The sequence below is a fragment of the Methanolobus tindarius DSM 2278 genome (assembly GCF_000504205.1).
Taxonomy (GTDB): Archaea; Halobacteriota; Methanosarcinia; order Methanosarcinales; family Methanosarcinaceae; genus Methanolobus; species Methanolobus tindarius.
Genome location: NZ_AZAJ01000001.1, coordinates 2,071,324 through 2,094,311, shown reverse-complemented (window position 1 = coordinate 2,094,311; position 22,988 = coordinate 2,071,324). Strand labels below are relative to the sequence as shown.

The 22,988-nt window shown below is 40.4% G+C and carries 24 protein-coding genes; 6 read left to right on the top strand and 18 right to left on the bottom strand.

Going from position 1 to position 22,988, the window contains the following annotated elements:
• Positions 1-45: 45 nt before the first annotated feature.
• Together METTI_RS10120 and METTI_RS10115 are read right to left on the bottom strand one after the other, a co-directional pair.
• On the bottom strand, positions 46-2,280 hold the full coding sequence (locus tag METTI_RS10120; RefSeq protein WP_023845726.1) for an amino acid permease: 2,235 nt from the start codon (positions 2,278-2,280) through the stop codon (positions 46-48).
• A gap of 43 nt (positions 2,281-2,323) precedes the next feature.
• Positions 2,324-4,159 (bottom strand): cation:proton antiporter domain-containing protein, encoded by a 1,836-nt coding sequence (locus METTI_RS10115; RefSeq protein ID WP_023845725.1) that lies wholly within the window; start codon positions 4,157-4,159, stop codon positions 2,324-2,326.
• Between the two features lie 316 nt (positions 4,160-4,475).
• Between METTI_RS10115 and METTI_RS10110 the strand changes: the two genes are divergently transcribed.
• Together METTI_RS10110 and METTI_RS10105 are read left to right on the top strand one after the other, a co-directional pair.
• A complete protein-coding gene (locus METTI_RS10110; protein ID WP_023845724.1) occupies positions 4,476-5,399 on the top strand; it encodes a beta/alpha barrel domain-containing protein in 924 nt (307 codons plus the stop codon).
• Between the two features lie 199 nt (positions 5,400-5,598).
• Positions 5,599-6,576, top strand: coding sequence for a sensor histidine kinase (locus tag METTI_RS10105; protein WP_023845723.1), 978 nt, complete (start codon positions 5,599-5,601; stop codon positions 6,574-6,576).
• Between the two features lie 53 nt (positions 6,577-6,629).
• Here METTI_RS10105 and METTI_RS10100 read toward each other — a convergent pair whose 3' ends face one another.
• The 3 genes from METTI_RS10100 to METTI_RS10090 form a co-directional block, all read right to left on the bottom strand.
• Positions 6,630-7,217 (bottom strand): hypothetical protein, encoded by a 588-nt coding sequence (locus METTI_RS10100; RefSeq protein WP_023845722.1) that lies wholly within the window; start codon positions 7,215-7,217, stop codon positions 6,630-6,632.
• A 128-nt stretch (positions 7,218-7,345) separates the two neighbouring features.
• Positions 7,346-8,218, bottom strand: coding sequence for an RPA family protein (locus METTI_RS10095; protein ID WP_023845721.1), 873 nt, complete (start codon positions 8,216-8,218; stop codon positions 7,346-7,348).
• A complete protein-coding gene (locus tag METTI_RS10090) occupies positions 8,218-9,525 on the bottom strand; it encodes a Single-stranded DNA binding protein (protein ID WP_023845720.1) in 1,308 nt (435 codons plus the stop codon). Before METTI_RS10090 ends, METTI_RS10095 begins: the two co-directional genes overlap by 1 nt.
• A gap of 159 nt (positions 9,526-9,684) precedes the next feature.
• Here METTI_RS10090 and METTI_RS10085 point away from each other — a divergent pair, with 159 nt between their 5' ends.
• Complete coding sequence (locus tag METTI_RS10085) at positions 9,685-10,122, top strand: flavodoxin domain-containing protein (protein WP_023845719.1); 438 nt, start codon at positions 9,685-9,687, stop codon at positions 10,120-10,122.
• Positions 10,123-10,284: 162 nt separating this feature from the next.
• Positions 10,285-10,497: a histone family protein gene (locus METTI_RS10080; RefSeq protein ID WP_023845718.1), complete on the top strand. Its 213-nt coding sequence runs from the start codon at positions 10,285-10,287 to the stop codon at positions 10,495-10,497.
• Between the two features lie 73 nt (positions 10,498-10,570).
• On the opposite strand, the gene METTI_RS10075 is transcribed toward METTI_RS10080, so the two are convergent.
• From METTI_RS10075 to METTI_RS10025, 11 genes are all read right to left on the bottom strand, one after another.
• Positions 10,571-11,077, bottom strand: coding sequence for a COG2426 family protein (locus tag METTI_RS10075; RefSeq protein WP_023845717.1), 507 nt, complete (start codon positions 11,075-11,077; stop codon positions 10,571-10,573).
• A complete protein-coding gene (locus tag METTI_RS10070) occupies positions 11,074-12,072 on the bottom strand; it encodes a replication factor C small subunit (protein ID WP_048136073.1) in 999 nt (332 codons plus the stop codon). Before METTI_RS10070 ends, METTI_RS10075 begins: the two co-directional genes overlap by 4 nt.
• A 106-nt stretch (positions 12,073-12,178) precedes the next feature.
• A complete protein-coding gene (locus METTI_RS10065; protein WP_023845715.1) occupies positions 12,179-12,511 on the bottom strand; it encodes a DUF4870 domain-containing protein in 333 nt (110 codons plus the stop codon).
• Positions 12,512-12,515: 4 nt separating this feature from the next.
• Positions 12,516-13,316, bottom strand: a complete 801-nt coding sequence (rnfB, locus tag METTI_RS10060) for an Rnf electron transport complex subunit RnfB (RefSeq protein ID WP_023845714.1) — start codon at positions 13,314-13,316, stop codon at positions 12,516-12,518.
• Complete coding sequence (rnfA, locus tag METTI_RS10055) at positions 13,313-13,900, bottom strand: Rnf electron transport complex subunit RnfA (RefSeq protein ID WP_023845713.1); 588 nt, start codon at positions 13,898-13,900, stop codon at positions 13,313-13,315. The genes rnfB and rnfA overlap by 4 nt, the downstream gene beginning before the upstream one ends.
• A 1-nt stretch (position 13,901) precedes the next feature.
• Positions 13,902-14,516 carry an Rnf electron transport complex subunit RnfE gene (gene rnfE / locus METTI_RS10050; RefSeq protein ID WP_023845712.1) on the bottom strand — a complete coding sequence of 205 codons (615 nt, stop codon included), beginning with the start codon at positions 14,514-14,516 and terminating at the stop codon, positions 13,902-13,904.
• Between the two features lie 4 nt (positions 14,517-14,520).
• Positions 14,521-15,093, bottom strand: coding sequence for an Rnf electron transport complex subunit RnfG (gene rnfG / locus METTI_RS10045; protein WP_023845711.1), 573 nt, complete (start codon positions 15,091-15,093; stop codon positions 14,521-14,523).
• Complete coding sequence (gene rnfD, locus METTI_RS10040) at positions 15,086-16,102, bottom strand: Rnf electron transport complex subunit RnfD (protein WP_023845710.1); 1,017 nt, start codon at positions 16,100-16,102, stop codon at positions 15,086-15,088. Before rnfD ends, rnfG begins: the two co-directional genes overlap by 8 nt.
• 2 nt (positions 16,103-16,104) lie before the next feature.
• Positions 16,105-17,454, bottom strand: a complete 1,350-nt coding sequence (gene rnfC, locus METTI_RS10035; RefSeq protein ID WP_023845709.1) for an Rnf electron transport complex subunit RnfC — start codon at positions 17,452-17,454, stop codon at positions 16,105-16,107.
• 12 nt (positions 17,455-17,466) lie between these two features.
• Positions 17,467-19,023 (bottom strand): methanogenesis multiheme c-type cytochrome, encoded by a 1,557-nt coding sequence (gene mmcA, locus METTI_RS10030; RefSeq protein WP_023845708.1) that lies wholly within the window; start codon positions 19,021-19,023, stop codon positions 17,467-17,469.
• Between the two features lie 13 nt (positions 19,024-19,036).
• A complete protein-coding gene (locus METTI_RS10025; protein WP_023845707.1) occupies positions 19,037-19,441 on the bottom strand; it encodes a hypothetical protein in 405 nt (134 codons plus the stop codon).
• Positions 19,442-19,548: 107 nt separating this feature from the next.
• On the opposite strand from METTI_RS10025, the gene METTI_RS10020 reads away from it, so the two are divergent.
• Entirely contained in the window at positions 19,549-20,568 is a 1,020-nt protein-coding gene (locus tag METTI_RS10020; RefSeq protein WP_023845706.1) for an FAD:protein FMN transferase, read from the top strand.
• 83 nt (positions 20,569-20,651) lie between these two features.
• Here the strand turns inward: METTI_RS10020 and thpR are convergent, their stop codons facing one another.
• Positions 20,652-21,194, bottom strand: a complete 543-nt coding sequence (gene thpR, locus METTI_RS10015; protein ID WP_084324057.1) for an RNA 2',3'-cyclic phosphodiesterase — start codon at positions 21,192-21,194, stop codon at positions 20,652-20,654.
• A gap of 139 nt (positions 21,195-21,333) precedes the next feature.
• On the opposite strand from thpR, the gene METTI_RS10010 reads away from it, so the two are divergent.
• Positions 21,334-22,206 (top strand): DNA integrity scanning protein DisA nucleotide-binding domain protein, encoded by an 873-nt coding sequence (locus tag METTI_RS10010; protein WP_023845704.1) that lies wholly within the window; start codon positions 21,334-21,336, stop codon positions 22,204-22,206.
• Positions 22,207-22,395: 189 nt separating this feature from the next.
• On the opposite strand, the gene METTI_RS10005 is transcribed toward METTI_RS10010, so the two are convergent.
• A complete protein-coding gene (locus METTI_RS10005) occupies positions 22,396-22,968 on the bottom strand; it encodes an acetate uptake transporter (protein ID WP_023845703.1) in 573 nt (190 codons plus the stop codon).
• Between the last annotated feature and the right edge of the window lie 20 nt (positions 22,969-22,988).

Here is a 22,988-nt window from a genome sequence, read left to right as displayed (position 1 = left end):
TATAAAGCATATAATCATCGAGCATACATTTACCAGAAGAAAGTATCAGTTTTTGGTTAAACGCATGATATATGACATTACACCCCTTGTTCTTTTCATGAGAACATACATCAAACCCCTGGAAGAAATTGGCCTATGTTTCTTAATGATTATCACAGGGCCCTTATGACCTTTAGCCAGAACACATGACCTATCACCTATCAAGGAGAAACTGAAACGTTTTCCAGAATCACCTATTACCAGCATGTCACCCATTTCAATAAAATCCAGTATCCCCTCTTCAACTGAAATGTGTTTGATTAGGTGCGTAGATATACTATGAACCGAAGACCCTCCTGAAGCTTTTTCAATATCATTTAAGATGGCATTATAGGATTCATCATCAAGATTTGGGTCTATTACCCTAAGGACATGCAATTCAGCACCAGTACTCTTTGATAGTCTTTTGGAAAGATACAAGCCATAGCTAGAATTATCTTTACCATTATAAGCCACAACTATACGCCTGATTTTAGAAGGAAGATAGCCATTCAATACGACAATGTTCTTACTGGCAGATGACATTACCTGATTAGTAATATTTCCAAACAGAGAATGCAGACAATCCATCTCATGCCAGCCGATTATAATAAAATCAACATCTTCTAGTTCAGCTTGTTCCACAATGGAATTAGTGACATTATGATCAAAAGATATTACGTACTTCCTTTCATGACCCACAATTGCAGGAAATTCTTCGAATTTCTCCCTTAATGCACCATCCACAGCAATCCTATTTGCATGGAATGCATCTCTTGCTTCTGCCAGACCGATCTGTTGAGGCACTTTGATTACATTAAGACCTATGATAGTGTCGCCCAGATTATCTGCAAGATACAATAGATCTTTTTCATGTTTTGGATTTGCAACTGGAACCAGTATCTTAATTGTAGAGCTATCCTTTAACGGAGCCGGGGAAATGTTGTCTTCAAGAACATCAAAAAGATCATATCTGGGAAAGGCTTTTCCTTTACCATAATAATTGTACCAGATCAAGCCCAGAACAATGACAGCAAATGCGAATACCATTGGCAATAATCCCATTGCAGGCAGCAATAAAAGGCTGAAAACAATGCCTATGATCTGAGTGTAAGGGTAAAATGGGTCTCTGAACTTTGGCTTGTATTCATCAAGAGACCTTTTTCTTAGAATCAGAACTGACAGATTGATCAGTACAAAGATGAATATATTGAATGTACTGCCAAGTTTAGCCAGTTGTTCAACATTAAAAAGCAACAATAATAAAATCATCACAATACCTGTAATTAAAATAGCATTGTGTGGAGTATCATGTTTTTTATGGATGCTGACAAACCAACTGGGAATCAGATCATCCCTGCCCATGGCAAAAGGAAATCTGGAAGAAGACATGATTGCAGCATTGGCTGTAGATAAGGTCGCAAGCAATCCACCAATAATAATCAGAATCTTACCAGCATCTCCTGCCATCATTTGAGAAACATCGACAAGCGGTGTCAAAGTATTTAATGATTGATCATGTGTAAGGCTGCCACTAACAACCAGCATAACACCAACATAGATCAGAGTGACAACACCCACGGATGCAATAAGAGCACGTGGAAGGTTTTTTGATGGATCTTTGACTTCTTCGGATATGGCGGCAAGCTGTGTGATTCCAAGATAAGATATGAAGATAAGACCCGTAGTTGCAAATACAGAACTATAGCCATATGGCATGACAGGATAGAATTTCTCAGTATCAAACATCATCATACCCTTCACAATAAAGAGTGAAAGTATAACAAGGAGAAAAACGACAATAATGTTCTGAAGTGAACCACTACTTCGTGCTCCACGATAATTTATGAACAAAAGGAATAGTCCTGCTGCACTGGCAGTGATTATAACAGGAACAGGTACAAGGACAAAAAAGTAATCAGCCAGACCTATAAGTGCGAAAGAACCTTTAAACACAAGCGCAAGCCATGCTCCTAATCCAATAATAGCACCAAATGCTGCACCCATTGCCCTACTTATGAAATAATAACTTCCTCCTGCCTTCGGCATACCTGTAGCCAGTTCAGCCATGCTGATAGCGGTTGCCATAGATATGACTCCGCCTATCAAAAACGATAATATGGCTGCAGAACCTGCTGAAGAAATCGCTATTCCCGGTAAAATGAAAATACCAGCACCTATCATTGTGCCGGTCCCAATAGCAAAAGTCTGAAAGAAACCCAAACTACGTCCAAGACTTTCACTGGTTTTAATTATGGCCATATTATCCCCATCATATCACATAAGTGTATAAAGTTCACAGTATTTATCTGTAAAGGATATCTGCAACTTCCTTTGCTGAATCTCCTTCACCAATTACTGTTACAAGATCGTCATATTCAAGGACAAGATTACCATTGGCAATAAATGATTTCTCACCTCTTCGTATCATAAGCAAGAGACTATTTTCCGGAAGAGAGAGCTCTTTTATAGCCTTTCCTGCCACTTTCGGATTGGTAACCCTTATCTCCAGAATCTCGCCTTCCTCTCCAACCTCGCACATCGAGAACATGGAAGGTTTTCCAACCATATTATCAAGGACAAGAGCCGTGGTCATTTGAGGACTCATTGATCTGATAGACAGATCCCAGAATGCATGAAGATTTTCCACATTGTTAACCCTTGCAACTATCTGTTCCTCTTTAAGGTTGAATTTACTTTTTGCTATCTGGGAAACCAGAAGATTTGTGTTGTCCTGATCTGTAGTTGCTACGATATACTTGGCTTTCTCAATACCTGCTTTCTTTAGAACATTGATATCTTCAGCATCACCATGAATAGCACGTATACCCTGTTTTAGTAGACGTTGACATTTATCTTCAGAATTGTCAACTACAACAACATTCTCTCCTCTTTTCTCAAATCTCTCAGCCAGGATCTTTCCGACCTCTCCGCCTCCAATTATCAGGATTTCCATAGGTATAACTCCTAAAAAGTTAGCAACTCTTCTTGCTAAAGTACCAGTCATTACAACGGTTATTATTACTGTTAGAAATACGAGACCCACAAGTGTTTGTCCTCCAAAGATCCCCATGGAGTCCAGTTTAACTGCAAAATATGTTGCAATAGATGCCGGAACAACACCTCTTGGACCTATAAATGAAATGAACAGTTTTTCTTTTGTTTTTAGATGTGAATCTATAGTTGAACCAAAAACAGCTAACGGACGAACTATAAGTATCAAAATGAGGACTACTATGATACCTTTAAGACCCAAACCTAAAATATCCTCGAAATTCAACATCGCAGCGAGAAGGATGAATATAATGGATAGCATCATCATTACAAGATCGGATTTGAATTCTTTTAGAGCCTGTTTATGAGGGATGTTAGATGTTCCGGTCACAATTCCAAAAACTGCCGCTGCGAGAATTCCAGATTCGTTACCCAATAATTCAGATACTACATAGGAAGACATAACCAGTGTCAATGTAAAGAATCTGGCAGTCTGGTCAGTTACCAGAGAGCCACTTGAAAGAAATCTTTTAAGAATATTTCCACTGACCATACCAATTATAATGCCTATTACAAGCCTCTGAAGTATAAACGCGACTGCATCAAATCCATAAAGCTGGGAAACAATCCACTCGAACATGAAAGCAGCAAGTATCACGCTGGCTGCGTCATTGAAGACGCCCTCAATCTCAAGTATTTTTCCTACCTTGTGATTGACATGTATATTCCTTACTAGAGGTGTTATCACTGTCGGACCAGTTGCAGCAACCAGAGCACCAAAAAGTGCCGCCAGTTTTACACTAACACCAAGAATCAGATATGTAGTTAAAGTGGCACCCACAAAAGTGATGAGAACACCAATAGTTGTCAGTTTTAGCGCAGTTTTCTGTATTGGCCTGATGCTTTTGATATCAATGTGCAAGCCACCATCAAAGACAATAACAGCAACTGACAGAGAAACAATAGCAGTTAATCCATCACCAAAAGTAGCCGGGTCTATAAAATTTAATACTTCAGGCCCTATCAGAATTCCTTCGATTAGAAGAAAAATGATAACAGGCACTTGAAAACGCTTGCTGAGTGTCTGGGCCACCATGCTCATAAAAAGCACAGAAACGACAACTTCCAGAAAATATATAGAATCCACAGTTATGCTCCGGGAGTATACAAAATATTAGTTTGTTTTGTTAATACATTAATTATTAAGTATGTAATAATTATCTGATAGGGCTATAAATATAAAATACTAATGCAAAGCACTAATCTTAAATGTTTGTTTATGTGTGAGATCTGAATGAGCGGGAAAATAATTATACTAAATAAATCAATTTATTAATCAGCTCAATTTCAATATATTTCAAAAATGAACTACATACTAGTGTAAGCTACACAACAATTAAAATAGAAAAACGTGATTTAGGGTACTAGAAGACAAGACCAATTAAGAAAGCTGAGTGATTTAAATGGCCTTAATAAAAGAAGAAGATATTAAAGTTCCACTGGATGTACCACAGGATGCACGTGAAACATATATTAAAAATTATATGAAGATCACATCAAACAGCGGAAATATGATGCTCTTTGCAGGTGACCAGAAAGTTGAACACCTCAACGATGACTTTTTTGGAGAGGACGTCCCTGCAGATGATAATGATCCGGAACATCTTTTTAAAATAGCTGCAAACTCAAAGATAGGTGTTTTTGCAACACAGCTCGGACTTATTGCAAGATATGGAATGGACTATACCGATGTACCATACCTTGTCAAAGTCAACTCAAAATCCCACCTTGTTAAAACAAAGCAGGACGACCCATACAGCGGCCAGTGGTATGACATGGACCAGATTGCACAGTTCCGCGAAAACAGCGGCCTTAACATTCTTGGAATCGGTTACACCATCTATCTTGGAAGCAAGTATGAAGCTGAAATGTTCCACCAGGCTGCACAGCTCATCTACGAAGCACACCAGTATGGAATGCTAACTGTCCTCTGGATTTACCCAAGAGGAGAATCTGTTGCTAATGAGAAAGACCCACACCTTATTGCAGGTGCAACTGGTGTCGGCGCATGCCTTAATGCAGACTTTGTAAAGGTAAACTATCCAAAAGCTGAGGGAATGCCAACTGAAGAAGCATTCAAAGAAGCAGTTCTGGCAGCAGGCAGGACAAAAGTTGTTTGTGCAGGCGGTTCCAGCGATGACCCGAAATCATTCCTTGAAAAGCTCTATGCCCAGATCCATGTAAGTGGTGCATGCGGTAATGCAACCGGAAGGAATGTACATCAGAAATCTCTTGATGAAGCAGTCAGAATGTGTAACGCAATTTATGCTATCACAGTTGAGGATGCATCTGTTGAGGATGCACTCAAGATCTACAACGGCGAATAATCCTCATTTTGCATGGTTTAAATCATGCATACTTTTTTTATTTTGATTGTCGATTAGTTTTTACTATCTTTTTTTATTTTCAGCTTAAAATGCAGACAGATACAGATTTGTGATGATAATAAAATGATAATATTATACAAGAATAACTATATATATGTTGAAAGGAAACTTGTTTCCTAATAAACAAAACGGACCCACTATGGATGAAAAATCTATAAATCAAAGAAAAGAAACCTATACTAAAAGGATTGTCACCGATACAATCCTACTTATCACAGGTAGCATCTGTATACTATTCCTTTCAATAGTAACAGACTTAGCCCATATTTTTACGGGTACTACGTGTCCATTGGACGAGTGGACAATGGGCGAGATCCTGATAACTATCACACTTGTTATGATGGCATCATTGATGTTTGCATACAGACGATATTATGACACAAGGGATGCAATCAAAGAATTCAATTCAATTAATGCTATCAAAGAGGAATTCATTGCAAACCTTCGACACGAACTAAAAACTCCACTTGTACCAATCAGAGGTTATTCTGAAATCCTGTATGATGGAAGTCTTGGCGAGATTAACCAGAAACAAAAAGAAGCTCTCAAAAAGATGATCAATTCCTCTGAAAAACTGGAGAGACTCATTGATTCTCTTATTTTTATAAGTGTTGCAAAGTCCGGGGATGTTGAATACACATTTACAACACTCAATATTAATGATATTGCAACTGGAGCTATTGTAGATATTGCTGACCAGCTTAACCAGAGGAAACAGGAAGTTGATGTTGATATCAGACCAAGGCTTTCATATCTGGAAGGAGACAGAAAATATCTCAAGGAAGCACTTATCCAGATACTTGAAAATGCCAGTAAGTTCAGTCCGAATGGACAGAATATACAATTGATAACCCACGAAGGTTACAAAAGTCTTCACATAAAGGTAATCGATAAGGGAATAGGGATACCTGAAGAAGAACTGGAAAACATATTTGAAAGATTCTATCAGGTAGATGGTTCTAAAACAAGACGCTACGGAGGTAACGGACTTGGACTCCATATTGCAAAAACCATAGTTGAAGCACATAAGGGAGATATATGGATAGAAAGTGAACCTGAACTTGGAACGACGGTCCATATCAGACTGCCTACTCCAGATCACGGAATAAAAAAATAAGAGAAATATAAGTGCAGATAAGAGAAATAGCTGTGAATACAGCTATTTAGAAATTAATTACAGGAACAATCAAAATCGAATCCCAACAGGAATGTACCTGTACCGTGGAGATTCTCAAGTCCCATTTTCTCCTTAAGATACTCATCACTTGGCGGAGACGGAGAAGCAAGTACCACATTGCATACCTCATCAACTGCCTCCACATCGGCGCATGGCTTTGGAGGCAATACTACAATAAGTGGATTATTCTTGACATCCATCTTTTTGAGGACACTTGTGTCATATATCACAATGTTACCGATAACGAGCTTATCCTTGCATGTTTTTACTTCCTCAAGTTTAGCTTCGTCATCTACATCCTGACCAACGACACAACCATCGTGCATAAGAATGACATTCGGACCTTCAGGCCAGCAGAAATTCATGTTGGTGGTGAAAGCAAATATCACATCGTTCTTAAGAACTGCCTTTACACCTTTATTGTCACCTCTGCCAAGTCCCATGAGAGTCATTTCATCAGCTTTCTTCTCAAGTTCCCTGATAATCTCTCTGTCATCCTCATTAAGCAGGAGAGTGTTCCCTACACCCTGCATTTGAGTAATACTGTTTTTCACATTGTTTATTATCTCATCATGTTCCATAAGTACCCCTTCATTATATGAATAAGCAAAGCAGATATATCAATAACTCTTCTGGAGTAATATTCCGGCATATTTAAGCATATCGCATTAAACCTTTAATTCCCATAGTAGATACATAGTCCTAAATGCTAGTGTATCACTTTAAAAACACCGGCTCTTGGTTCATAAAGATGACCTTTTGAAAGAAGTATCTTTAATGTAGAATCAGCAAGCTTTTCCGGAATATTTCTGGAAATTGCTATGTTAATAAAAGCAATATACTCAAATCCACTGCCATCGTCAAGTTCCTCAGCAATCGATTGAACCTCTGATTCATAATCAATATCCTCGGTTTTACCACTGGATTTTCTTATTGAACACAGAGCTTTCCTCACATCCTCTTTTACTGATTTATAATATTCTGCATCCTTGTGATAATAATCAAGTGAAAGACACATTCCACCTGCCGATGAATCTTGAACACCGCTTGACAGTATTCTGTCCATAAGTTTGCCTTCTCCCGTATCCTCTGAAAAGAACTTATCAAATTCATCAAGACGATCAAGTGTCATTTCAGCAGTCTCAACTATCCATCTGTCCCGAATGGATTCATCAACATAATTAATTTCTTCCGGGCGCAGGGATACAAAGACTGAACCATCACCTGGCTCGTATGACCGAACCTTTCCAAGTACCATTACATAAGACGGAACCTGTATTGTGGACAAAAATACAGATGCTTCGGGCTGGTAGCTTCCGGCATAAATGGTGAATGCTCCGGTCGGATCTGAGATGCGTGCTCTCCATAATTCCCTTTCACTGCCTTTCTGCTCGGACAGACGGTCAACTTCCGTAACGACACCAACAATAAAAACCCTGTTTACTTTAAGACCGGTAGGACTTATAAGAAAATTAGGTGAATAGATATCCTGTTCAGATGCCGATGATGAGGAATAAAGGTGAAAACGTGAATCATTGAACTCCCTGGCAAACATCCTGTATGCAACTTCTCTCTCAACCATTAATCATCACATCCTGCATCCATTCTTTCCAGAAGTTCTTCAATACTCTGCTCAACATAATTTTCCGGAATCCATACCGATCTGGCTACAAGTGAAACACCGAACTCATTTCGGGATGAATTTCCCCTTGCTGCAAGATATTTACCTGTAAGCACCTTTTTCATGTCTTCAAAGACAGCTTCCCCGGAAAGTGAACTCTGTGCCATCTTCTCAGCATCATGCATGCTTTTACCATAAACGGCCTCGGAAAGTTCCCTGTTAAGCATCAGGTGAACTGCACCGGTTCCGTCATCCAGAATAGCTTTTATACGCATGTCCGTCAGACATTCCACTTCCCCATGTGAGCGGCAGGAAGATTTCTGTGTTACACGATTACATTGGGAACAGCGTTCAATGAGTCCTGAACCCGACCTGACAGATATTATATTACCACTGACAGTTACATCAAACATTCCTTCCTTCTCAAGAAGTTTTTCAATTGCAACAGATGAGTTTGCCTTGTTTACTGATTCTATTGAAAATGGCAGCCCCGTTGCATCAGAGATTTTCTCAATGGTAGTTGTTTCCGTAAAATTAATGGAGGGAAGACCCCTGAATATTCTCACAGAAGCTCCTTCGAAATGAATATAATCACCGATATCCGGCCCTCCCATAGGCATCCATGAAGTAAATGGGAGTTTACCGGTCTCATCTGCCAGGACACCTTCAACAACAGTAACTTCCTTGCCTTTGAGCATTATCTCGCGGTGATACATCTCTACAATCAATACCACAGAACTTACGAGTACATCTGCAGGAACAATGTCACCAAGTTTTTTGAGATTTGACTGGGACATCTCGTCAGATTCAGGAAGTTCATCATCCTGAAGATATGTTATCGTTGATCTTTTTCCAAAATAAAGTTCAGGCCTGTTATTCCAGAGGCGCGTATAGGCATTCCTGATAAGTATCGCATCTCCGGGATTTAAGGACATGTCATCCCAGCACGTAAATGAACAGATACCTGTGCCATCACCAAGAGTTCCTGAAAATATGGTTTTCTGCTCGCCCTGTATAGAAACGGTTTTTTCAACAATATCGATTATACGTCCGCTTATTTCGATACCATTCAGCCCCGGTGAAAGGTCTTTGACACTTACCGTATTAGATGAAACTGAAAGATATTTGCTTTTTATCATCCTTTTTGCTTCATCCAGAGGAACCCGGTATTTCAAAAGTTTATCAAGCTCTCTGCTAATCTCTTCCCTGCTAATGTTTCCAAGCGCCATGGTTAATTCATCTATATGTGGCGCGATTTTCTCGTCCATAGGGATTCTCCTTTAATTGAAGTCTCCATAATTGTATTTCCTGATTAGCAATAAAGATAACCAAATGTACAATTACATTATCAGGAATGTTTATGAACGTGGAGACTACATATTTTAAAATAGCAGTGGAAACTGCCGTAAATTATGGGGGTCAAAAAAATGCCAAAACTAGCTATAGTATACCTTAGTACCCAGGGAAGTACGAAAATGATGGCAGAAGCCATTGCCGAGGGTGCACGTGAAAAACATGTAGATGTTGACATTGACAACTTTTATGAATGGGACCCGGCAGAAGTTGCAAAATATGATGCCATATGCATAGGTTCATCCACCTTCTATTACACAATGCTGGAACCCATAGCTAAATTCCTGGACAAATTAATAGAGATAGGAATTGAAGGTAAACTGGGTGCAGCTTTCGGATCTTACGGATGGAGCGGAGAAGCACCAGTGCTAATCGCTGAGAAGCTCAGAAAAGCAGGAGTAGAAGTAATTGACCCGGTATTGAGAATACAGTATGTCCCAAATGAAAAAGATCTGGCCGAATGCATCAGACTTGGAAAAGACATGGCTAAGAAAATGAAAAAGAAAGAGTAATTCATCGAGTCAAAAAATAAAAAATATCCAAATTACCCTGAAAATACAAATAAGCTTGATTTAATTTGGATTTTTCTTTAAAAAACTATATATAGGTTATTTTGATATTTGTTACTGGAAATTCAACCAAATTGATTATAGAAGACATATAAGAGGATATTTATGACAATAATTCCATTTGCACCTATTGAGAGAGTTATAAGAAACGCCGGAGCACAAAGAGTAAGCGAGTCTGCAGGAATGGAACTCACAGCCATACTGGAAGAATACGGACTTGAAATTTCAAGGGAAGCCATTAAACTTGCAGAACATGCAGGAAGAAAAACAGTTAAGGCTGAAGATATCACCCTTGCAAAAGAGATGCTGGGAAAATAATCCCAAAATCCTACTTTTTTAGTTTCACTGTTCTATTAATTCTATTTTGTAACTATCAGCATTGCCTGTATTTTCAGCTGAAAAGATCTACCAGACCTATTCCACCTAATGTAACACTGCTTACTATTATTCCTGCAATCAGCACTCCTGCAAGTATTGCCGGAAATGCATGTCGGAACTTAATACCAAAAACAAACGCTGCTGCACACCCAGTCCATGCACCAGTTACAGGCAGTGGTACTGCAACAAAAAGTGTCAGTGCAAGCGTACCGTATTTCTCAAATCTTTCCGAATGGTTACGGTGTGTTCTTCCGAAAAGCCATGAAAAGAATTTATCGAATATAGCAAAACGGCGAAGATAAGTGGAAACGGGATCCAGAAACAGGAGTAAAGGTACAACGGGAATCATGTTGCCCAGTACTGCAAAAATAAATGCGGAAACAGGACTCATATCATATATTCCAAGTGCAATGGGAATGGCACCCCTTAACTCAAATATTGGCATTGCACCAATCACCATGGTTGCAAGCCAGTGAGGAAAAGAGGAAAGTAAGTCCAGTACTGTTGCTTCAAGACTCAATTACATTCCTTACCCGACAATGCAAAGTGTGCCAGCAGACATTCAAGCTGAATTCTTTCATTGGCACCTTCTGTAAGCCTGAAATCAATCTCACCGATGACATCGATTAGTTCGACCATCTTCTTCTCAGGAATATCTACCTCAAACATGGCCCTGTATATCTGACCTACAACATCCTCTCCGGAAAGTCCCTGCTCCAGCAAAAGGCTGTCCAGATGTTTTCTGGATGCACTGAAACTCCCCTCCAGAGCAGTCATGATAAGTTCTTTTACCTGCTCAGGACGTGCAGTTGCAGTAATCTTGTAGATTGCATCCTTGTGGATTGTGTCAGCAATAAGAGCTGCTGCCTGAAGAGCATTAATAGCTTTTCTCATATCGCCCTGCGCAACATATTTTATGGCATCCACACCATCATCTGCAATATCCAGATTCTCATTATTTGCTACAAATCTTACACGTTCTGCCACAGCTTCATCAGACAACGGACGGAACCTGTAGACTGCGCATCTTGACTGGATAGGCTCAATTATCTTGGATGAGTAGTTACATGAAAGAATAAAACGACAGTTATTGGTGTAGCGTTCCATGGTACGCCTGAGTGCTGACTGCGCATCAGATGTGAGCGCATCTGCTTCATCAAGGAAGATTATCTTGAAATCCGCACCGCCAATTGGAGTTGTTTTCGCAAAGTTCTTGATCTTTGTCCTGACAACATCAATTCCACGTTCATCAGAAGCATTAAGCTCTGTGAAATTCTCACGCCATGAATCTCCAAAAAGCTCACGTGCAATTGACACGGAAGTTGCAGTTTTTCCAACTCCGGGAGGACCTGAGAACAGGAGATGTGGAAGATTTCTTGTTTTAATGTAAGATTTCAGCCTTTCAACAGTTTCTGTCTGGCCAACCACATCGTCGAGCTTAAAGGGCCTATACTTTTCAATCCATATCTCTTCTTTAATTTCAAACCCTCCGCATAGAAGTATGCATACCTGCATTAATAGGAAGATGTAGTTTTTTAAGTTTTCGTAGATTAAAAAAAAGATGAGCAGGATTATGCCGGATGGCATCCTGCTGATTTTGTATTTCTGTATATTTTTGATTTTACTGATAGATCAGCTTGTAAGCGTAACTGCCTACAACAGGAATCTTGAGCATTAAACCCTTGTATGCCATTATGACAAGCACAAGTATGAAGAATAATGCGCCGAATCCAAGGAAATCAGCTATTATCCAGCCAACGTATGGTATCCATCCCACGATGAAGATAATCAGTGAAAGTGGAAGGAATATCAGCAGTGACTGCATTGCATGGAACCTGACAAACTTGTTATCCGGCTCAATGAGCAGGAAGATTATTCCTGTGATCCAGAATCCTACATAACTGAGGGCTGCAACGATATTTTCGTTCAGACCAATCTTTGTCTTATATGTCATATGATCACCTGATAGCAATTGTGTTCTGTGGACATTTTTCCACGCATATTCCACATGCAGTACATTTATCCTGATCGATCTCTGCAAGGAACTTGGTCACTGTAATAGCTTCTTCAGGACAGTTCTTCTCACAGATCTTACATCCGATACAACCAACAGTACATGATTCCTTTACAGCCTTACCTTTGTCGTGTGACATACAGAGTACATGTACCTTTTCAGATTCCTTTGCAAACACAAGTATGTCATTAGGACATGATGCAATACAAAGCCCACAACTGGTACACAGGTTTTTGTTCACATGTGGCAGGCGATCCTCACCAATGGAAAGAGCATCAAAAGGACATGCGCGTACACAAGTACCTCTGCCCATACATCCGTAATTACAGCCTTTCTCACCGTCTGACAGCATCATAACTGCCTTACAGTCTTCAAAACCAACATACTCGAAACGGTCAACACAATTAAGTCCGCCGTTACATCTGACAAACGGATACTGCTCCTCACCTTCTGCAACTTCCTGCCCAAGAATGCCACCAATTTCCTTGGCAACATCAAAACCTCCAACAGGACAACCGTTAATTGGTGCACCTTCGTTAACAACACGTTCTGCAAAATCTGCACAACCTGCATAACCACAAGCACCACAGTTGGCTCCAGGAAGAACTTCGACTATCTCATCAACCAGAGGATTTGTCTCTACCTTGAACTTCTTTGATGCCACTACAAGCATGACACCGACAGCCAGTCCGAGACCTCCGAGGATTGCCCCTGCCTGTACAAGTAAAGTTACCAGTTCGCTCATATTGGAATCACCCAGAAGTAGTTAACAAAAGCCAGAGAAAGCATTGTTGCAATGAAGAATGCCTGTGGCAGACCCCTTATTGATGATGGGATGTTTACAAATGTTGATCTTTCCCTTATACCGGACATCATGAGCATTACTACGGTGTATCCAAGACCTGCTGCAATACCGAAAACGACACTCTGTACAAAGTTATAGCCTGAACTTTCATTGAGAAGTACCGCACCAAGTACAGCACAGTTAGTTGTGATAAGTGGCAGGTAAATACCCAGTGAACGGTAAAGTGAAGGAATATTCTTCCTTACTACGAACTCTACCAGCTGCACAAGTGCTGCAATTACAACAATAAAGCTGATAAGATCAAGGAATTGCATATTTGCAGGCACCAGAATGTAGGTGTAAATCAGGTATGATACCGTAGAAGCCATTGCCATGACAAACACCACAGCTCCGGACATTCCCGCGGCACTTTTTACGTCCTTGGTTACGCCCACAAAGGAACACAGTCCAAGGAACTGGATCAGCAGGAAGTTCTTGATGAATATACCATCCATAAAGATTGAGAATAATGCATCTTCTGCCATTTTATCCACCTCTTGCCAGTTTCCTTGCTCTCTGATAGTTCACGATTGCCATGAGTCCTCCTATTGTCAGGAAAGCACCTGCAGGCAATATCATTGTGGTTATTGGGTAACTGAGTGACAGGTTGATGATTGTGTAATCGAATACTACTATCTGTCCTGTTCCAAGGAGTTCCCTGATTCCACCAATGAGCATCAGTACAAGTAAGAAACCTGTGGAGATACCTAGACCATCTATGAACGAATAGAAAACATTATTTTTATTTGCGTACGCTTCTGCACGGCCGATAATGATACAGTTCACCACAATTAGCGGAATGAACACACCTAACGCCGCATACATGGGCGGGAAATACGCCTGCATTATCATTTTTACAATCGACACGAATGTCGCTATAATGATGATGAATATCGGAAGTCTTACAGTTGAAGGAATTTGTTTCCTTAAAGCTGATACGAAAATGTTTGAACATACAAGTACGAATGCCGTACCTGCGGACATACCGATTGCGTTCTCGACTGATGTGGTCACTGCCAGTGTAGGACAGAGGCCCAGAACAAGTCCGAAGATCGGGTTGTCTCTTGTAATACCACGAATATATTCACTTAACGGGTCCATAATATCACTCCTCTGCCTCTTCAATTTCACTTATTTTAGTATTCAGCGCATCTACGACAGCCTGTGAGGAGATAGTTGCACCTGTAATAGCATCAATTGAGCCACCTGCACTTGATAGGGCAAGTGATTCGATTGGAATATCAATAAACTGACTCTGGAAACTATCTTCAACGATCTTCGCACCAAGTCCCGGAGTTTCTTCATGACTCAGGACATCCATCCCACGGAAAATACTGAATGCAGAGTCTATTCCACCTGCAACAACAAGTGGTCCCTGTGCACCTGCCTGCTGCTGGAAGAATGCATAACCAATAATGTTACCTGAAGAATCCTGCGCACGGTAATAAAGTACTACAGGATTGCCATCTTCATCAAGAGTGTCGCCATAGACTGCTTCAAAGTTGTTATTGGCTTCAGGAATAAGTCCGCCTAATATCTCTTTTTTAGAGTTTTCCTCGTTAATCTTAAGCTGGGCACTTGTAGGGACATAAGTAATACCTAACAAAAGAGCTGCCACAACGGATATGAGGACGATTTTTCCAATCACTATGGCTGTATCCCTATTGGATTCACTCATTGTTAATCACCTCGAATTTTAATGATGAGGGAATTTTATCCATTATACGCCTGTATGCTTTTTCTGCAAATGACATTGTGCCGAATGATGCAGGCATTGTGTTAATCTCAATAAATGATGCAACACAGTTTGCAAGGAATATACCGTACAGCAATCCATCAACATAGTTAGCGAAGTAACCGTAGATAAATACAAGTACACCACATGTAATTCCGTAAACAATACGTCCATTTTTCGTCACAGGAGATGTTGCTGTGTCCGTTGCCAGGAAGAGTATTCCAAAGAATACAACCCCTATCATTGAATATGACAGTTCAGGACTTGGACTTAGGAATGCAAACATCTGTGACATATACATCAATGGGTTGAGACTTCCTTCATGGACAAGAGCCATCACACCTGATAGGAAAAGCAGTGTTTGTGGCAGGATTACCATTGTTGCAAAGAATGCAACCGGAACTCTCCAGTCAATGTATCTTTTGTAGATAAGATACACACCGCCAATGAGCAGTATTGGAGAAACGCCTACCATCATACCTGCACCGTGCTCAAGTATAAGGTCAGAGAACTGGCCGATATGAGGAATGGATGCAGGAGTCATAAATCCTGACCATGCACTTCTGGTAAATACCCAGCCTACAAGAACAGGATTGAAAATGTAAGAACCGATTCCACCAAACACATGTTTACCAACAGTTATTGCAAAGAAAGCTGCAAATGCAGCAATCCACAATGGAGCTTCCGGTGGAATGAGTAATGCCAGCATAAGTCCCATCATAGCAGCATGACCGTCTGCAATTCTTACTTTCTGCTTTGTAAGTGTCTGTATGGCAAACTCGGTCACCACAGCAGTTACCACTGATGTAACAATAATACCTAGGGCAGGAATGCCAAAGAAGTATATTGCTGCAAGACAGAGTGGAAGCAGAGCAATTATTTTACTATAATTTAATGTCTTGAAATCTAATCTTGTTTTCTTATGAGGAGGAGCTGAAATTGTATATGTCATTTTTACTCACCTCCGCATCCACAGCCAAGTTTCAGATTGGATGACTCTTTTGCTGGCATGTCTTCGTATGCCATCTCGATTGCATCCTTTGCATACCTGATTAGCTGTAATATGGGTATCTTGGAAGGACAGACTGCTGCACAATCACCACATTCAATGCAGTTCTCAATGTGTATCTGTCGGCATTCGTCAAAGCGGCCTTGGTCTGCCATCACAGCAAGGCGACTTGGTATAAGTTCTACAGGACAAACATCCACACAGCGTGCACAGTGGATACATTCTATTGCTTCATCCCTGATAACCTCTTCAGGTTTCTGAATGGTTATCCTTGTAGTTCCTTTTGTTACAGGGACCTGATCAGTATATTGTGCCACACCAGTCCTTACACCATTGGCAATTATCTTACCAATAGCACCAGTGTAACCGTATGAATCAATAACATCCTTAAATGGAGTACCGATTCTCACAAGTATGTATTCCATCTTATTGGAAACACCTTCAACAGAAACAACTGTATCATAGAAAGGAACGCCTTCATGAACAGCATCATAAAGTGCCTTTGCAGATTTGATTCCACAAACAGCAACTCCTACATCTGTTGGGTCACAGCCGATCTTAACCTTTCTTCCTGTTACCCTGTAAGTGAAGAAGTTAAGGATCTTCTTACCGAAGATGCGTTCCTGTGATACAATAACAATGTCAGAATTCTGTTCATTGAAATAGTAACCAACATTGCGGCTTCCGATTAGAGGAGCTACCTTTAGCTTTTTCTTATTAACTTCAATACCTTCAAATGCATTGATGGATTCCTGATCATCAGTCCTCAGGACAATTGCACCCTTTTTAGCACCAGCAGCCTTCATAAGAAGCTTTAATGCATCGATCATCTGGGATGCATAATCTCCGGGAGTCTTAAATGAACCACCGATCCATTCGGATGATGTAGCATTGATAAGTACAGTGTCAATCTTCTTACCCTTTGGTTTAAGGACTGTATGAGTCGGCATTCCATAGTGTTCTACTATACCTGATTCCTTTATGAACTGGGCAAGTTTATCGGCTTTTACATCCTTACATGCGGAGAATGCAACACTTTCATTGCTGTCTTCTGGCTGGATGATAACACTCATCACTTTGTTGCCGTCCGGATGCGCTGTCTCTTCGATTGCAATTACCTCACCACAGACACTTGAGTGAACTGCTGATGACTGGTATTCTGCACTTTCGCCTATTTTTTGTCCAATAAGAACCCTGTCGCCTTTCTTCACAAGGGGTTCACAGACAGCACCCCTGTGCTGCCTGAGCGGAATAATGATCTTTTCCGGTAATGTATCTAATTTCTTGATATCCACATTATCAACTCCTTAGAATGCAGGCTCCCTTTCGACTTCAGTTGGTTTTGCACCTTCAACTGTTACTTCAATAGTCTTTGAAGAGAAATTGGTAGGTGGAACTGTTTCTGCAGGATCTGTTGTGTAGCCAATCAGCTTCCAGTTAATAGATGGTATAACTGTGTGGCAATCAGAACAATTCTGGGTTACATTTCCAAAGTGGACATTCTGGAGAGTGTCTGAAGCAGAAACTCCATGACAGTCCGCACATACCAGAGGATCTGCAAGACCTACATCTGAACTGGCAATATTGTGACTTATCTGATAATACAGATCAACTGTCCTCAGAACTGCATTTGGATAATCTGCAGCTCCGTCCATGTCACCATCATATGAACGAATCTCCTCATCAGTTACAACACCATCACCATCACCATCTGCACTTAGTACATCAGCCGGATCAATTGGGTCTCCAATTGCTGAACTGTTGTCAGGATCTGCAAGGACAGCTTCATCGATACCTGCATCCCACCATGTACCTGTGATTATATTGTATGGTTTGAGTACTGAATCATTTTCTCTTTCCTGTGCTGTTGGGAGTTGATCATAATAGACACCATCTGACCATGAAAGTGTAGGTGTAAACTCTGAATCATAAATAACGTCTTCACGGACACCGTTTGCCCAGCTAAATTCCTTGATTACCGGAGTGTCTGTTACATCACTGCCTGGAAGTGCAGGTATGTGACATGATTCACAGCTTATGAATTCAAGGTGCGCATCAACCATTCCACCGTGTGATATACCTTCGTGGCATCCTGATGAATCACAATCCACTACACCTACTTCAGATTCCATGTGTGCTGATTCGGATGCGAACAGGTATTCGCGGCTTCCGATCTCATGTTCTTCAGTTTCATGACAGTCCTGACAGTCTACTGAATCGTGTACATCATAAGAAGCTGAATCTTCAAGGTTCCATGTAACAGCAGTTGTTGCAATGTCACCTGAGTGACAGTTGCTGCCACAAAGTGCCTTGCTTGGTGCACCGTTTACTTCATCGTGAACTTCGGTTACAAGTGGAAGTGGTGCTAAGACATCAAGCATGTAGCTTGCCATGTAAAGTGTTTCACTCTGCATTTCTTTGCGGGACTCTTCGATTGCTGCTTCGTTTGCATTTTCAAAGTCACCTGAAGCTATGCTTTCTGCACGTGCCTCAAAGTCATAACCGACCTGATTATGGCAGACCATACAGTCAACGTCAACACCATAATCCGACATGTATCCACCACCAGGATGAACCTGTCCGTATGTTACAGCCATCATGTCTTCATCAATGCTGTCAATGTCAACACCATAATCCATGATGGAGGTCCATTTTTTCATGTCCTGCTCAACGTGATATGAGCCTGATACTTCCTCGTATACACCTGCGTGACAGCCACTGCATGAACTATCAGACCATGTCTGCTCGGTCATGTAATGAACAGACATAGCTTCATTTCCGATGCTGCCTACATATGCATACACACCAGCTGCAGCGAACATCACAACGAGGATACCTATAAGAATTACATTTAATTTAGCCATAATTTGCCTCGTGTCATTCCTCTGCAACTTCTTCAAGCTGTTTGATTACAACAATTATGTTGTTTCTCAAATCCTGCTCATTCGTTATTTTCAAGTCATTAGAAACGTATTTACTAATCTCGAATGACTTTCGCACTACTCTGACATTAAAGTCAAAAACCTTGTCAAGAAGACCTTTTTGAGGAGATACTCCTAAAAAGTCCACATCCATGTGATTGCCAAGTACATTGGCTTTAAGTTCAATTTTATCTAGAGGAGAGCCTGGTTTTATGTAAATAATATGATGTTTTACAAAGCCAAAATGCTTCTCTATACCTCTCCAGCCGTATTCTTCCATTAATTGATGAAGAGCGACAACAAGGTACTTATCCTTGCTTGAACTTGTTCCCGTACCTGATCCTGTGCTGGGATTGCTCATTCTATTACTTCCTTTGGATGAATATAATAATTATAATTGAAGGAAATTGACTTCCTTCCTATCCGCGGTACATAGGTTTAATATTTAGTTATATCTTTTCATACTACATGAGGTATAAAACTGTTGCCATTGTACTGATAGCGATTTTCACAGGATTATTAATGATAAATTATGTTTTGGACACGGGTCCACAGACCCTTGAAGAACAAGAGATATACTCACAAACCAGAAGCCTGATGGACACTACTGTGACTATCTCAGTGGTGAATTCCAACGAAACATCTGCTATTGAAATAATTGACCGTGCTTTTGAAAAAATAAGCTATGTTGACGAATTGATGAATAACTACGACAATAGTAGTGAAATAAGCATTCTCAATAGTGAAGGCGAAGTAACTAACGCGGATCCTGAACTTGTCAGTGTAATAAGCCGTTCCACATATTATTCTGAAAAAAGTAATGGTGCCTTTGACATTTCAATACAGCCAATACTGGATCTCTGGGCCAGCAAGTATGCTCCCGGCGGAACAAACCAGCCTCCCACATCCGATGAAATTAACGAAACCTTGAAACTTGTAAATTATTCAGCAATAATGATAGATGGAAACAATATTTCCATGAAAAAAGGAATGAAAATTACACTGGGTGGCGTTGCAAAAGGATACGCAGTTGATGCTGCTATAGAATCACTAAGAAGTGATGGAATCACTTCAGGATTTGTAAATGCAGGCGGCGATGGCAGATACATAGGTACAAAGCCTGACGGCACACAGTGGAGAGTAGGACTTCAGAACCCTGATAAAAATGGGGATGCACTGACCATCATGGATATTCAGGATGTAGCTGTGGCAACCAGCGGAAATTATGAACGATATTTCAGTGACGAGGCAAAAGTATCACACATTGCAGACCCCAGAACAGGATATCCTTCAAGTAACCTGATAAGCAGTACTGTTATTGCAAAAACAGCTATGGATGCAGATGCGCTGGCAACTTCAGTGTTCATTCTCGGTCAGGAAGACGGACTGGCAATGATTGAGGAACTGGAAGACGTAGAATGTCTTATCATAACAAATGATAAGGAAATAATAAAATCTTCAGGATTTTCATCTTACGAAAATAGTTAGATAAAAAGTGTAAGTGAAATTCCTTGAATAATTGCTTATAGCTGCCCGTATTCAACCATTATTACTTACTTATCTGCCTGCTATTATTGCAGGCTGACCTCATGAAGTGTTTCATAAATTGGCCCTTTGGGGGTCAATATACTCTTTTTTAATTTAATGGATTTTACATCCATATTGCCAATTTCAAAATCCTTCAGCTCATCAAGCAATTCCAGAAATTCTGTTTTTTTCTTTTTAGGGAGATATTTCACCCTGGCCAGGGTAGCGTGAGCACTAAATCGGTGAAGGGTTGGTTCCAGTTCAAAAGAGGACAGAGATTTTTCAATTTGCTCATAGAGAGCATCAAAGTTCCCGTCACATCCCAGCCAGATTACTTTGGCAAATTTAGGCTTTGGGAATACACCGATTCCTTTTACATGGGAACTGAATGTATCGCATTTTACATTGTCAAGAGCCTTTGATATATCAGAAAGTTTATTATCCGGCACTTCACCAAGGAATTTCATAGTTATATGTACCAGTTCAGGATCGACAAACTTGAATTTGAATTCATTGAACTTCAATTGAATTTCGGTAATCTTTTCATGCAACTCCACAGGGAGATCTACCGCAACAAAAGCTCTCACCACACATATCACCAATTATCATTTATACTGAGGACATAAATTAATATCGCTGCTAAACATGTGTTATTTATAAAATGAGCTAATATAATATCTTATGTTTCAGTAGTTTTATTGTTGATACAAAAACAGAGGGGATAATTTGGACAGTGCACAGGTAGTTGTCAACACTGCTGTAAGGCTTGCAGAAGAGCTTAAGTCAACGGCGATAATCATATCAGGAGAAGCTGATTTTGAGAAGCCAAAGACAAGCATACCTGTATATTTTGCAAGCAGCAAACAAAAGAATATAATAGATCACCTGGTGGCAAGCAGCAAAACCAAGGAAGAAAAAACAAAAGAGATCCTGGATAAAATTGGCCAGCAGGCTGCCGGAAAAATAGAACATATTGAAAGTACCTCTGCAATCGAATTCATTCTGGAAGAGATCAGCGAAGGAAATATAATAGGCATCATCGAAAGCAAGGATTCGTATGCTATTGTAGTCCACAACCTTGAAGATAATGATATTGTGAAGAAAATGAAGGTATGTGAGGAGAGGGTTATCCCTGATGTTCTGCGTGCCATTCTGAAAATTGCTTTTGATATTTCCAACACGGGTCGCGAAGGTAAGCAGATAGGAACCGCTTTTATTTTAGGTGATGTGGAAGAGGTCATGATGCGCTCTCATCAGATGATCTTAAATCCCTACGCTGGCCAGGAAGACTCAGACCGGGACCTGACAGACAGGAAAAACTGGGAGTCAGTGAAAGAATTTGCACAGCTAGATGGTGTTTTTGTCATATCGGAAGAAGGTATGGTTGAGGCTGCCGGAAGATATCTGGATGTGGATGCCAGGGAAATTGACGTTGAAAAAGGCCTTGGTGGACGTCATGTTTCTGCAGCAGCAATTACCAGGGATACAGTAGCAATTGCAGTAACAGTCTCACAGTCAGGTGGAGTCATCCACATTTATATGGATGGAAAAGAGCTTATGTATATCGAATCAACTGAAAGAGCTGTACGTCTTGGTTGATATACACAAGAGATTGCTGTTTAAACATAAAGAGCAGAAACTTCCGTTCATAGTCTTTTTGGGATTTTTAATAACAACTACAAACTTGAGTGAATGAAAATATTGCTAAACAAAAATAAAAAAAATAAAAGACCGGTAGAAACTTACCGATCTTGAATCGTCTTTAATTCTTACTTTTAACTTACAACTTTAAAGTGGAAGCTTAATGCCTACTTCACCATAGACAAGTGCAACACCAATGTAGAGTGCTACAATACCTGTGATCAGGGTAATAAGTCCTGAAATTGTAAGAGAGAATCCTATAAGGAATACCAATGCCAGACTAAAGAATGTAAGGTCAAGCACTACGAAGACGACTGTAAGCATCTTCAGACCGATCTTAAGTGTTGCAACTGTGAGTGCAGTTGCTATGAGACCCCATACAAGAGTGAAGAGTCCCATTGATATAGCGCTTGCTGCCTCCATAGGTGCATTGAATATTCCTACTGGAGCAAGGTTGATGTATGAGAATGCAAACCACCAGAGACCAAATATTGTGAATGCTGATGCACCGAATGTGTCACCCTTTTTCCAGAGTTGCCAGCCGGCTATTACTTCAGCGACACCACCAAGGGTTATAGCCATTGCAATAACCATTAGGCCGTCTGGGATGACACCCATATTTAAAAGTCCTGCGAACGTAGCTGCAAATCCAAGACCAAAGAAGCCTACTGCTGCTGGGCTTGCTGCTGATGAATCTTTAATTGTTACTTCTCCTTCCATAGTTTATCACTTCCCTAAGA

Bases quoted from the DNA above. Each gene is read 5' to 3' on its own strand.
- METTI_RS10095 (WP_023845721.1), bottom strand. From the start codon at position 8,218: ATGGTTGAGAGAGAAGTTGCATACAGGATGTTTGCCAGGGAGTTCAAT.
- rnfD (WP_023845710.1), bottom strand. From the start codon at position 16,102: ATGACATATACAATTTCAGCTCCTCCTCATAAGAAAACAAGATTAGAT.
- rnfE (WP_023845712.1), bottom strand. From the start codon at position 14,516: ATGGACCCGTTAAGTGAATATATTCGTGGTATTACAAGAGACAACCCG.
- METTI_RS10105 (WP_023845723.1), top strand. From the start codon at position 5,599: ATGGATGAAAAATCTATAAATCAAAGAAAAGAAACCTATACTAAAAGG.
- mmcA (WP_023845708.1), bottom strand. From the start codon at position 19,023: ATGGCTAAATTAAATGTAATTCTTATAGGTATCCTCGTTGTGATGTTC.
- rnfG (WP_023845711.1), bottom strand. From the start codon at position 15,093: ATGAGTGAATCCAATAGGGATACAGCCATAGTGATTGGAAAAATCGTC.
- METTI_RS10065 (WP_023845715.1), bottom strand. From the start codon at position 12,511: ATGACATATAAGACAAAGATTGGTCTGAACGAAAATATCGTTGCAGCC.
- METTI_RS10025 (WP_023845707.1), bottom strand. From the start codon at position 19,441: ATGAGCAATCCCAGCACAGGATCAGGTACGGGAACAAGTTCAAGCAAG.
- METTI_RS10120 (WP_023845726.1), bottom strand. From the start codon at position 2,280: ATGGCCATAATTAAAACCAGTGAAAGTCTTGGACGTAGTTTGGGTTTC.
- METTI_RS10005 (WP_023845703.1), bottom strand. From the start codon at position 22,968: ATGGAAGGAGAAGTAACAATTAAAGATTCATCAGCAGCAAGCCCAGCA.
- rnfB (WP_023845714.1), bottom strand. From the start codon at position 13,316: ATGAGCGAACTGGTAACTTTACTTGTACAGGCAGGGGCAATCCTCGGA.
- METTI_RS10070 (WP_048136073.1), bottom strand. From the start codon at position 12,072: ATGCAGGTATGCATACTTCTATGCGGAGGGTTTGAAATTAAAGAAGAG.
- METTI_RS10090 (WP_023845720.1), bottom strand. From the start codon at position 9,525: ATGGACGAGAAAATCGCGCCACATATAGATGAATTAACCATGGCGCTT.
- METTI_RS10080 (WP_023845718.1), top strand. From the start codon at position 10,285: ATGACAATAATTCCATTTGCACCTATTGAGAGAGTTATAAGAAACGCC.
- METTI_RS10020 (WP_023845706.1), top strand. From the start codon at position 19,549: ATGAGGTATAAAACTGTTGCCATTGTACTGATAGCGATTTTCACAGGA.
- rnfA (WP_023845713.1), bottom strand. From the start codon at position 13,900: ATGGCAGAAGATGCATTATTCTCAATCTTTATGGATGGTATATTCATC.
- METTI_RS10110 (WP_023845724.1), top strand. From the start codon at position 4,476: ATGGCCTTAATAAAAGAAGAAGATATTAAAGTTCCACTGGATGTACCA.
- METTI_RS10100 (WP_023845722.1), bottom strand. From the start codon at position 7,217: ATGGAACATGATGAGATAATAAACAATGTGAAAAACAGTATTACTCAA.
- METTI_RS10085 (WP_023845719.1), top strand. From the start codon at position 9,685: ATGCCAAAACTAGCTATAGTATACCTTAGTACCCAGGGAAGTACGAAA.